This is a genomic window from uncultured Sphingomonas sp. (assembly GCF_913774285.1).
Classification (GTDB): Bacteria; Pseudomonadota; Alphaproteobacteria; order Sphingomonadales; family Sphingomonadaceae; genus Sphingomonas.
Genome location: NZ_CAJYHX010000037.1, coordinates 16,039 through 28,392 on the forward strand (window position 1 = coordinate 16,039; position 12,354 = coordinate 28,392).

The window sequence follows — 12,354 nt, forward strand, 5'->3', positions numbered from 1 at the left end:
CCGATGGAACGGCCCGGTCTCCCGCAGGAAACCGGGCCGCCGACCATCAGAACTTGTACGTGATGCCGAGATAATAATCGCGACCGTAGCGCTGATATTCGCGCACCAGGCGAGTATCGCCCGCCTCGGTGGTGATGAACGGCGCGTCGGTGAGGTTCTTGACCTGCGCCAGGATCGCCAGACCCTTCAGCGGACCGGTCTGGAACTCATAGCCGATCTGCGCATCCAGCACGCCTTCGGACTTGCCGGTGCGGAACTCCGGATTGGCCGAGAGGCCCGCCAGCTCCGCCAGGAAGCTGTCGCGCCAGCGATAGGTGGCGCGCGCCTGGAAGCCGTTCTTCTCGTAATAGGCGGTACCGGTGGCGATCCACTTGGACTGGCCGGGCAGGGTGACCGGCGTGTTCGGGTTGCTGCCATAGACCACGCGGCTGTCGACATAGGAGCCGCTGGCGAAGACGCCGAACCCGTCGAGCGCCTGTGCGAACATGCTGAACGGCACCGACGCGGTGGCCTCCACGCCGATGATGTCGCCGCGGCCGGTATTGTCCGGGGTCTTCACCAGGCCGAACTGCGAATTCTGCGCGCGCACGATCGCCTGCGCCGCAGGCGGCAGTGCCGAGATCAGGGCCGAGAAGTCATAGAGCGTGCTGTTGTTCGGATCGACGAAGTCGGTGAGGTGCTTGTAGAAGCCGGCTACCGAGAGATAGCCGCCGCCGCGCAGATACTTCTCCAGCGAGATGTCGATGTTGGTCGACTGGTAGGGGCGCAGGCGGAAATTGCCGCCGTCCGAGCTGAACGGGCTGTTCTGCGGCAGGCTGCCCAGGCCGAGCTTGGACAGGTCGACGTTGACCGCCTGGGTGATCCGCTCCTGGTCGAGGCGCGGGCGCACCATGGTCTGCGCGGCACCCATCTTTACGTAGAAGGTGGGGACGAGTTCGAGGCTGAACGTCGCCGAGGGCAGGAAGTTGGTGTATTTGGTGTTGTCCGCCACCGGCGCCACGGTGACGACGCCGCCCTGCAGCGCCGCGATCGCACCCGACGAGCCCTGGTCGGTATGCACCACCTGCAGGCCGAGCGTGCCCTTGAGCGACTTGCCGCCCACGGTGCCGTCGATCGTCAGCTTGGCATAGCCGGTATAGACCTTCTCGGTCACCGTGTTGTCGCGCACCAGCGAGCCGGGGCGATTGTCGAACACCGGCCGCAGCAGGCCGTAGACCTTGAGCGGATCATAGGTCAGCATCTTCGGCACGCCGAGATAGGCGAGCGCCACCTGCTGCCCAAGTACCGCGTCCGACGGCACCGCGAAGCTGGTCGGCGTGCCGCTGGCGATCGTGCAGCCGGTGCCGGCACCCGGCGGGCAGAGGAAGTAGGAGGTGTAGCGGCTCTGCTTCTCGCGACGGCTGAAATTGCCGCCGACTTCCCAGCTCTTGACGATGCTGCCGCTGAACTCGCCGTTGAAGCTGGCGCGCAGCGACTTGAGGTCGTCCTCGAAATCCGGGCGGTTGAGGAAGCCGGCCTGCACCACCGACTGGGTGCCATTATACCCCCAGCCACGCGGATCGGTGAGGCTGATCACGCCCGTGTTGGTATAGTCCAGCGTCGGCACGATGCTGTAGGTGCCGTTCGCATTCTGGTTGATCTTGATCGTGTCCTTGGCGCCGGACTGGTTGTAGCCGGTGCCCGAATAGGTCTCGAGCAGGAAGTCGGTGCGGGTGGCGTGGCTCCAGCTGGCGTCGACGACGAAGTGGATGCTGTCGCTCAGCTTGAAGTCGTTGTTCCAGCCCAGCGAGATGTTCTCGGCCTTGCGCTGGTTGTAATCGTTGCGCTGTACGGCGACGACGCTGGAAATCGTCGCGGCGGTGACCAGACCGTTCTGGACGGTGTAGCCCGGCTGGATCGTCGCGTTCGAACCATAGGCAGGCGCGATCGGGAATTCGATGCCGCGCAGGCGCTGGGTTTCCTCGAAGTGCGAATAGAGCGCATCGAAGGTCGAGTGGAAATTCTCGCTCGGCTGCCATTCCACCGTCGCGACGCCGCCATAGCGCTTGAGCAGGTTGGACTGCACATAGGGCTTGGCGCCGCCGAGGAAGAGGTTGTTGCCGGCGTTGGATTCGGCCGGGAAGCCCCAGGCGGCGTAGCGTTCGATCTGGGTGGGCGTGTTCTGCGCGGAGAGGCCGATCGCGATGCCGAGCGTGTCGTTGGCGAACTTGTCGACATAGGTCGCCGAGGCGCGATAGCCGTAGCGGGTGCCGTCGGGGTTGAGCTTCTTCTGCTCGTTCATCTGGCCGCGCGCGGCCACCACGAAGGTGCGCTGCGACTGGGCGAGCGGGCGCAGCATGCGCAGGTCGACCGTACCGGCGATGCCGGCGGCGATCAGCGAGGCGTCGGCCGACTTGTAGACGTTGACGTTCTTGAAGAATTCCGACGGGTATTGGTCGAACTCGACGCCGCGATTGTCGCCGACGGTCACCTGTTCGCGGCCGTTGAGCAGCGTGGTGGAGAAGTCGGGGCCGAGGCCGCGGATCGACAGGCGCTGGTCGCGGCCCTCGAGGCGCTGCGCGGTGACGCCCGGGATACGCGCCAGCGAGTCCGCGATCGAGACGTCGGGCAGCTTGCCGATGTCCTCGGACGAGACCGAGTCCACGATCATCGTGTTGTTGCGCTTGATGTTCGCCGAGCTGGCGAGCGCGGCGCGGAAGCCGGTGACGACGATCTCGCCCGGGCCATTGTCCTGCGCATCGGCGGCGGGGGTGCCGCTGTCCTGCGCGAAGGCAACGGTGGTGAAGCAGAAGGCGATCGCGGCGGCGCTGGCGCCGAGGCCGATGCGGGCGGCACGACGGCCGCGGAACGTGCTGAGCAAGGTGTCTCTCCCCAATCTTTGTCTCTACCCCCGGCTCTTGGGTGGCCGGATGAATGCCCGCCCCATGCGGGATGCGCCGGTTCTGCGCAGTGCGGCATTCAATCTTGCAAAAGGGGGTATGGAGGCCAGCCGCTCACATACGTATTCAGGCCCGATCCGGGCCGGCTATGGCCTTTCGGCACCAGTCTGCCGATTGACGGCACCGCCATGCTGCGCCCATGCATAATATGCGATGCGGCGACCACGGCCGTACGCCGGGAGGAAGCAGGATGGGCATGCAGCGCAAGCCTACATCGTTCGATATCGCGCAGCTGGCGGGCGTCTCGCAGCCAACGGTTTCGCGCGCGCTACGCGGCGAGGCCGGCGTCAATCCGGCGACGCGGTTGCGTATCGAGTCGATCGCCAAGCAGTTGAACTACCGCGTCGACAAGGCTGCCTCCAATCTCCGTACGCGCCACTCGCAGACGCTGGCGCTGCTTTTCTTCGAGGATCCGACCTCGGACGATTCACTGATCAATCCTTTCTTTCATTCGATGCTGGGTTCGATCATCCGTGCTTGTGCGGAGCATAACCATGACCTGCTGATCAGCTTCCAGCAGCTATCCAGCGACTGGCACACCGATTACGAGGATGCGCGCAAGGCCGACGGACTGATCCTGCTCGGCTATGGCGATTTCGAGCTGTACCGCGCGCGGCTCAAGGCACTGCAGGACGCCGGCACCCATTTCGTGCGCTGGGGATCCGTATTGGCGGAGGGCGCCGGGCTGACCATCGGCTGTGACAATCGCGGCGGCGGGGCGGAGGCGACGCGGCACCTGCTGGGCTTGGGTCGCAAGCGCATTTCATTTTTGGGTACGGCGTCGAGCCATTATCCCGAGTTTCACGAGCGCTATCGCGGCCATGCCGAAGCGCTGGCGGGGGCGGGGCTGTCGGCCGACCCTGCGCTCCAGATCGACGCGATCACCACGGAGGAATCCGGGGCGGCCGCGGCACAAGCGCTGCTCGACGGCGGCGCGGATTTCGACGCGATCCTCGCGGCGAGCGACCTGATCGCGATCGGCGCGATGCGGGCGCTGCAGGCCGCGGGCAAGCGCATTCCAGAGGATGTTTCGGTGATCGGTTTCGACGATATTCCCGCGGCCAGCTCGGCCAGTCCGCCGCTTACCACGGTGATGCAGGACGCCCGGCTTGCCGGCCGCACGCTGGTGGAGACGCTGATCGGGCGGATCCGCGAGAAGCCGGTGGGCCCGGCGCTGCTTCCGACCAAGCTGATCGTGCGCAAGTCGTGCGGGGCGTGAGCATGGAGAAACCGCGCCAGTCCTTCGCAGGCCTGTGGAACATCAGCTTCGGCTTTTTCGGCATCCAGATCGGCTTCGCGCTGCAGAATGCGAATATGAGCCGGATCTTCCAGTCGCTGGGTACGCGGCTGGATGACCTGCCTGCGCTCTGGGTGGCGGCGCCGCTCACCGGGCTGCTGGTCCAGCCGATCATCGGGCATCTGAGCGACAAGACCTGGCTGGGCCGGCTCGGGCGGCGGCGGCCCTATTTTCTGGGCGGCGCGATCCTCGCCGCGCTCGCGCTGCTGCTGATGCCCGAGAGCCCCGCCCTGTGGTTCGCCGCGGGGCTGCTCTGGGTGCTCGACGCCTCGCTCAACATCTCGATGGAGCCGTTCCGGGCGTTCGTCGGCGACATGCTCCGCAAGGACCAGCACAGCGCCGGCTATGCGGTGCAGACCGCATTCATCGGCATGGGCGCGGTGCTGGGGTCGATCTTCCCCTGGGCGCTCGAGCATCTCGGCGTTTCCAATGCCGCGGTGGCGCGTGGCGTGCCGGATACGGTGCGCTACGCCTTCTGGTTCGGCGGCGCGGCGCTGTTCTGCTCGGTGCTGTGGACGGTGCTGACCACCCGCGAATACAGTCCGGCGGAAATGACGGCATTCGACGGGCCTTCGACGGTGGACGGCGCCGCGGTGACGCTGCTCGCCGCACGACATCCGGCAGCGGGATTGCCCTGGATCGTCGCGGGCGCGCTGGTGGTGCTCGCGGTGGCGCGGTTCGCGCTGGAGAAGGAAGTCTATCTGCTGGGCGGGCTGCTGATCGCCTATGGCCTGGCGCAGGCTGTGGCGATCCTGCGGGCGCGGGCGGGCAGGGCGAGCATGCTTGGCCATATCGTCGGCGATTTCGCCGGCATGCCGGTGCTGATGAAGCGGCTGGCGGTGGCGCAGTTTTTCAGCTGGTCGGCGCTGTTCATCATGTGGATCAACACCACGCCGATCGTCGCCGGCGCCTTTTACGGTTCGCCCGATCCCAAGAGTGCCGGCTATCAGGAAGGCGCCAGCTGGGTCGACGTGCTGTTCGCCACCTATAACGGTGCTGCCGCGGTGGCGGCGCTGACGCTGCTGCCGCTGCTTTCGGCGCGCCTCGGCAAGGCGCGGACGCATATTTTCGGGCTGCTGTGCGGCGCAGCGGGCTATGCGAGCTTCTTCCTGGTCCGCGATCCGGCGTGGCTGATCGCCAGCGAAGTGGGCATCGGCATCGCCTGGGCATCGATCCTCGCCATGCCCTATGCGATCCTCGCCTCCAGCCTGCCCCAGGCCAAGCTCGGCATCTATATGGGGCTGTTCAACGTCTTCGTGGTGGTGCCCCAGCTGTTGGTGGCGACGGTGATGGGATCGATCATGAACCGCTTCTTCCCCGGCGAGCCGATCTGGACCATGGCATTCGCCAGCGGAACGCTGCTGCTGGCCGCGGTGGCAATGCTGCGGGTGGCCGCACTGTCGCGGGAGTGAGCGGGCCTGCCGCCGCGCCCGGTTCCGGCACACCGCGGCTATGGTTCTGCGTGCCTCGGCTTCTCGCAGAACAGGGGCGCAGGAATGCGACTGTCGACGGGACCGTCAAGTCCAACAGAATCCGGAGCGAATTCGTCTCTGCTTGGCCAAGTAAAGCTCTGTGTATATTTCTTATTCTCCATTCATATTGGTCTTTCGCGGCATTGATCCGGCACGTGGTGAAAGAAGAATGGACAAATTTGGATAATGAAGGTAACATGATTGCTGTGAAATATCAGAGATTCTCGCGCTAACTGGTGGATATACAGGCAGTTCAAGCGCGAACGCCCGTCGAAGATATAAAAATGGTCGCCGACTGAAGCCCCCTTGCTGCTTGCGGCAAGGCATCCTCGGAGGTGACCGTGACGACAGAGCTGTCCAAGTTCAAGGAAGCCTATGCCACCATGACGGTGGCGACCTACGAGCCGCTCATTCTGCGCTGGATCTCCGGCTGGACGCTGCGCACCGTCGCAGGGACCATCGCAAAGCGCAAAGCCAAAGCGGACATGTTCAGGCGCCAGGCCGAAGGGGCTGCATCGACCGCGATCGCAATCGCCAGCGTTCATGCGGCGACCCGCATCAAGAGCCTTCCATCTGCCGCGGCGATGGCCGATCTGGTCAAGGGGCGGAACCTGATCAACCATGACGATGCCGAACGCGCGGAAACGGCCGGCGTCCAAAAGCTTGAACTCAAGGGGTTTCCGCAAGCAGTTGCCTATCGCGGCGTGATCCACCCCTTTGGTTTGACCCTGCAGCCCGGCGAGCAGGCGCGTCGCGCCAAGAGCGTGTCCAACGTCGCCGATGACATTCCCACCTATGTCGCGGGCAACGCGATTTCCCGCGAAGACAATTTCAATCTGAAGGCCGCCCAAAGCGACGTCTACCGTTCGATGGTGCAGGCGGTGAAACATGCGCCTCACGGCGACATCGGCAAAGCGTTGCAGCTTCACCTGAAAGATAGCGGGATCTATCAGTTCTTCCCGGAACTTCGCATCGAGGAAGCCCTGTCGCCCATTGGCATCGCGCACTTCTATCGCCAGCTCTATTTCAACGCCGAAGAAGGGTTCGGCCCGATCGAGCAGGCGTTCACGGTGGCGCCGCTCGAGACGCTCGAGGTGGTCTACGAAACCGTTCGCAAGCAGATCCACGAGGAAGTGCTTGAAATCGGACTGGAGCAGGTCAGCGAAACGGCAAGCGAGGAAAAGAATACCGACGAGGTGTCCGACAAGGTTTCCTCGATGATCCAGCGCGACTCCTCGGCGGCGATGTCGGCAACCGTGTCAGGCTCGATCGGTGTCTGGCAGGCGAGCGCTTCGGCCAACGCCAGCTTCAAGAACGCCAGCCAGCGGGGCCGCGAACAGACATCCCGGCGCTTGAAGGAAGTCACCAACCGTGCTGCCGAACGCATCACCAAGACATTCAAGCTGACGACACGGGATGTCACCGACATCACCACCACCAACCTGACGCGCCGGATCATCCGCAACGATAGCCCCGCGCCGGTCAGCTATGGTCTGCGCCGTGTCCTGCGCCGGGTGAAGGTGAAGGTGCAGGACCTGGGGCCGCGGCTGGTCTGGCAACTATATGTTCGTACCCCGGGCAAGGGCCTGGCACGTAGCAAATTCGTGCATTTCCGGGAGTCCGGCCCGATATCTGTGCCCAATGAACCGCCGGGTCTGCCGCCGCGGCCGGTTGGCGGAACGGACACGGGCACGACCAGTTCGAGCCTGAAATGGGACAATGGCCGCAAGACCTGGTACGTGACCATCGTCGTTCAGCCCGGCTCCGACCGCAAGGTGACGTCGGTCAGCATCGATTCGATCACCGATCTTGAAGGCGGCGGCAAGGATGATCTGGCGCCCTCGCCCAAGAACAACCTGCACTGGGGCGACAATTGGGACGCTGCCGCCCACACCTTCACCACCAATATCGCCATATTGGAAGGCGATGGTGCCAGCGTTTCGGTGAATTTCACCTATGCGTGGGATCCGGCAGGCAGCGTGATGGCCGACTGGGAGACGAAGCGGCAGGCAGCTGTCGCCGCGATCACCGAGGATCTGCTCAACAAGAAGTTCGAGCGGGAAAAGGCGCTCATCACGGAACGGAGCAAGATCAAGCCCCGCCCCGCAGCCGATCTTCGCAAGGAGGAGCGCTACGAGGTGATGAACAGGATGATCTCGCATCTGTTCGCCAATGGCGGCAATGATCCCAGTCCGCTGGAGATCGAATATTTCCACCGCTATTTCGAAATCGACGCGATGTTCACCTACACCCACCCGTCCTGGTGGAAGCCGCGGTATACCCCCGTGGCGACGGGCGCGGCCCGCCCCGCGTACGAGATAACCGCCGATTCCGAGCCTGCGCCCCTCGGCAGTTCGCTTGGCTGGGCGATACAGCTCGACGGCGACGCGCGGCGCAACGAGTTTCTCAACAGCCCGTGGATCCGGGTATGCCTGCCCATCTATCCCGGTCGGGAGGCGGAAGCGATCGACTGGCTGTCCAGGCATATCGAGGGCGAGGAAGGCTATGACGTTCAGGATGGACCGCTGGCCGACCTGTTGAAGCAGGTCGCGCAATATCGCGATCAGGAGGCGAGGCTGGGCATCAACGGCCCGGACTATGTCACCGTCGACTCGACGATCGGTGACGAACCGGGCGATCCGAACGCGCCGCTGACGCCGGAGGACATCTATCCCATCGTCCAGGAGTTCGAGGTGACCGTTCCGACGGAGGGGTTCGTCTATGACGAGTTGAAGCTGGTCTAGCGACGAGCAGGCCTCGTCCGATGACCGACATCATCATCGCGTACGGATGCGAGATACGCGACACCGGCAACGAGAGAGACGTGGTCGCGTATCTCAATGCCAATGCCGATTCCGCAGGCACCGGCAAATGGACCTATCCCAAGGGCGCCAAGACGCACACGGTACGCCTCGTCTACACCAAGTCCGAATTTGCCGCCGCACTCGACAAGAGCGGTGCGGTGGTTGTCTATGATGGCCATTCGCGTATCGGCCAGGGGCCGGTGTTCGGGCCGGCAAGAACCCCGACCTGCCCTGGGATAACGGCGTTTCCGACCAACCCCTGGGACGACAATTTCCGAATGGGGTGGGACTTTGCCGCTATCGACTGCATCGGCGACATCATGCACCACGGCATCAACCCTGCTGAATTCAGATTGCCGACATCGGTAAAGGGTGTGTTCGCATCCAAGGGCCTGCTGAAAATCGTCGAAGATGCGATAGCCGCAAAATCGACCAGATGCGGTACGCCGAAGGCGTGGCGCAGCCTGTCAGCCTGTTTCCCGAGGGAGGCTGCCCGGGTGAACTGTCGCGGCGGGTCTCCTCTGGCGGGCAGGCATTATTACCGGGCACGCAAGGGCGGAACCGATTTCGACACGCTGGTGAAGGTCGGCGATGCGGACCTCAAGAAGCAGAAGCTGGCCTGCGCGGTGCTCTTCATGAACAGCTGCTCGAGCAAGCGTCATTTCCTCGGTGCGTTGCGACGCCGGAAGGCGGCAGCGAAATCCAAATGCATGTTCTATGTCACCGGCGATTCCTGCAGCGCGAACACGACGCTATTGTTCCTGAAAGCGGTTCTTGCCGGGACGGACGTGTCCAAGCAGTCGAAAGCCATCTTGAAGGTCATGAACGGCTTGGCCGGTTCAGGTTTCATCAGTCTCGAGAAATGACCCATGATCAGCGCTGACGACAATATGGAGATTGCCTCGCTGATCCGCGGAGGGGACGACGCGATAGAACGTGGTGGCGAGATGCTTGAACGGCTTTTGGCCAAGCACCCCGAATGGGCCGAGACAGCAGTGCCGTTTCTGGCAACGGGGCAGCCTTTGCTGGTGGCGGCCGCGCGACGAATCCTGACCATGTTCGACGAGCAGGCGCTGTGCACGATCGCGCGCGGCTTCGACATCGACGATGCGACGGCGCGCTTCCATATTCTGGGAGTTCTCTGGGCGCACCTTATCGCCATGGACCTGCGCGCGCGCGCCGAATGGCTGGAGGAAGTCGCGCCGCATCTGCGGCAGGGGCTGGGCGATCTGCGCGTTCCGGATCGCGGCTTCAGCGAACCGGAAATCGTCGAGATCGAGAATGACTATCGGCTGAGTGACGAGACCTACCTGTTTCTCAACCGCATGCTGTTCCCGGACTTCGACGACAGCATGTTCGCCGTGTTGGAAGAGGAAGCGCGGACACCGATTGTGCAGCAGTTCGAACGCCGTTTCGACAATCTGTTCGGTACGCCTGCTGCGGCCGCGCGCAAGGGTGCCAGGCAGCCGACGCTTCTCACCGAGCTGACCATTGTCGCAGCGTTCCCGGAGGTATTCACTCCCGCGGAGGCGCAGGAAGAGCGCGACAAAGCCAAATCCGGCCAATGGGCGCCCACAACGAGGGATTTCGTCGCCGTGGCGCAGGTGGACACGCCCGATCCGGGGAAGGCTATTTTCGAGGTTAACTCCTTCCTCGGTATGGTATCCGCGATATTGTTCGAGGATCCGTCGAAGCCAGACCGTTCCGCTTTCCGTCCGCTACAGTCGATCAAGCGCGTCAACATCCTCACCCATGGTAATCCCGGTCTGATCGCCATGTCCGGCACGGTGGACAGATCCGGCGGGGTTTTGCTTTCCACCGCCGGTTCCGGTTCGCAGGATCTGTCGGGGCCAATAGACGTCGCCTCCGTGCAGGTCGCGGCCGACCCCAATCTGCTGCTCTCAAATGGCAAGCCGCTGGCGCAGTCGCTGCGGGACCGTTTTGCCGCCGATGCGGAGTTGTATCTGATCGCCTGTCACAGCGCGATGGGGTTGTCGTTGCCGTTGCTGCAGGACCTGCGAGGCCTTTTCAAAGTCAAGATTTGCGCGTTCACCAAGGAAATCGCCTATTGCCCCTCGCTCGATGCCACGCACATTATCGATCGCGCTTTCACCGCCATCGGAAACTGCGACAATGGCTCGGCGCGGGGCTACAAGCATCTCGTGCCAGACCGGACCGTGAGCGGCGGAGCGGCGTCGAGCCGACGGCCAAATGGCACAACGTCCTAACTCCGGCGAACGGTCGATACCGGCGTAGCTGTACGGTGCCGCCCGCTAGAGTGGCTTCCACGCATTCCGGTTCGTAGCCGCACGAGCTGGAGTAGTTTGGGCATTCGGCCGGCTGAAGGATGTCAACGAGGCTGCCGATCAGACTTCCTAGCGTGCTGACGGCTCGTTGGCTCGCCTTGCAAAGCACGATGCCACCAGGGTGCCCCGCTCGCCTGCCAGAATGCCGGGTACCACCCGCGGGACTTGGCCGCAGCCCGACCATGCTCGAGCGCAAGCTGCCGGCAGCGGACCGTACTCGACACGCTCACCTCAAAACGAGCCGCCGCATGGCAGCGCGGATCGCCATCGATCGATGACCAACCGGTCCCGGAGTTCCTGTGAAAGCGTGCGTGCGACACATGCTGGCCTCTCGCCATCAGCAGAAAACGAGAATCGCGTCCGCCCGGGGTTGGGAATCCTCGCCGACTCAGCTCGTGGAAAGATCAATCTAAAGTTAAGATATAGTAAATGTGTGCAAGGTATAGTGATGGCAGGTTACGTAACTGCGCGGTCGAAGGTTTTTATATAGTAAATTTGCTGCAACATGTTGATATATTGCCGGTTGTGTGTAGGTGGGGCGGAGGCAAAGAGTACAAAGTGGGGCTTATATGCGTGCTTACAAAACCAACGCCGCTTTGATGATGGCCGCTTCGCTTGCGGCTTGCGGGGGCTCCGGCGGGGGCATAAATTCAGCGCCTCCGGCGGCGCAAGGACCTGTCGCGACGCCGACGCCGACGCCGACGCCGACGCCGACGCCGACGCCGACCCCTACGCCTACGCCTACGCCTGCGCCGGCACCCGCGACTCAGGCGCTCGTCATGCCGGCCCAGGTGCAGTCGGCAGCATCCGCTGGTCCAATCAAAGGAAACTACAGCGCGACGGGGGCATCCGGGCTGAAGGAGGCGATCAGCTATGATGCGGCGAGTGGGCTCTACACCTTCTATTCGACGGACTCGAGCTCGACCCCGCTGCGTCTGACGACCGATGCAATGGTGGCAGGTGCGGTCCCCGGCTATTCCTATTTCAAGGTTTCCGATCCGCGGTCGCCTGGCGCCAAAGATCTGATTGTCGTCTATAACAGCGCCAGCAACCCGCTTACGCTGACCTATACCAGCTTCGCCTTCGCGCAGATGGATCCGTCGCTGAAAACGTCTGTACAGCAGGCATATGTTTTCGGTGTCCAAACTGCGGACCTCCCGAAGACCGGCTCGGCCAGCTATTCCGGGTTGGTGGCCGGCAGCGCTCAGGATAACGCAGGCCAGCTATACGTGCTGAACGGCACTTCCACCCTTACGGCGGATTTCGCGAAGGGGGCCTATTCGACGACGCTGAGCTTCACCGGCGTGGATGCGAACGGCCGCGCCGGCTTGGGCACCCAGAACTACGCGGGCTCCGCCGGCTCGTTCACTCTGAACGGGTCGCCGTTGAACGGCAACCTGAGCGGATCGGGGACCGGCAGCTGGGGCGGGAAGTTCTTCGGTCCCAATGCAGAGGAATTCGGCTACACCTTTGCCGTAACCGGATCCAATTATTCCGCAGTCGGCGTCGCGGCAGGTAAGAAGAACTGATCCGCCT

General features: G+C 63.4%; 7 protein-coding genes and 1 pseudogene. 6 read left to right on the forward strand and 2 right to left on the reverse strand.

Going from position 1 to position 12,354, the window contains the following annotated elements; all coding sequences use genetic code 11:
* Positions 1-46: 46 nt before the first annotated feature.
* On the reverse strand, positions 47-2,860 hold the full coding sequence (locus tag QZ670_RS19815; protein WP_294258956.1) for a TonB-dependent receptor: 2,814 nt from the start codon (positions 2,858-2,860) through the stop codon (positions 47-49).
* A gap of 269 nt (positions 2,861-3,129) precedes the next feature.
* Between QZ670_RS19815 and QZ670_RS19820 the strand changes: the two genes are divergently transcribed.
* From QZ670_RS19820 to QZ670_RS19840, 5 genes are all read left to right on the forward strand, one after another.
* Entirely contained in the window at positions 3,130-4,158 is a 1,029-nt protein-coding gene (locus QZ670_RS19820; protein ID WP_294258958.1) for a LacI family DNA-binding transcriptional regulator, read from the forward strand.
* 2 nt (positions 4,159-4,160) lie between these two features.
* Positions 4,161-5,648, forward strand: a complete 1,488-nt coding sequence (locus QZ670_RS19825; RefSeq protein ID WP_294259051.1) for an MFS transporter — start codon at positions 4,161-4,163, stop codon at positions 5,646-5,648.
* A gap of 401 nt (positions 5,649-6,049) precedes the next feature.
* Positions 6,050-8,452: a hypothetical protein gene (locus QZ670_RS19830; RefSeq protein WP_294258960.1), complete on the forward strand. Its 2,403-nt coding sequence runs from the start codon at positions 6,050-6,052 to the stop codon at positions 8,450-8,452.
* Between the two features lie 20 nt (positions 8,453-8,472).
* Entirely contained in the window at positions 8,473-9,378 is a 906-nt protein-coding gene (locus tag QZ670_RS19835) for a hypothetical protein (protein ID WP_294258963.1), read from the forward strand.
* A 3-nt stretch (positions 9,379-9,381) separates the two neighbouring features.
* Positions 9,382-10,740, forward strand: coding sequence for a hypothetical protein (locus QZ670_RS19840; RefSeq protein WP_294258967.1), 1,359 nt, complete (start codon positions 9,382-9,384; stop codon positions 10,738-10,740).
* Between the two features lie 64 nt (positions 10,741-10,804).
* Here the strand turns inward: QZ670_RS19840 and QZ670_RS19845 are convergent.
* Positions 10,805-10,927: pseudogene (locus tag QZ670_RS19845) on the reverse strand (IS630 family transposase); the annotation flags it as partial.
* Positions 10,928-11,597: 670 nt separating this feature from the next.
* Between QZ670_RS19845 and QZ670_RS19850 the strand changes: the two are divergent.
* Positions 11,598-12,347 (forward strand): hypothetical protein, encoded by a 750-nt coding sequence (locus tag QZ670_RS19850; RefSeq protein WP_294258971.1) that lies wholly within the window; start codon positions 11,598-11,600, stop codon positions 12,345-12,347.
* The last annotated feature ends 7 nt before the right edge of the window (positions 12,348-12,354 follow it).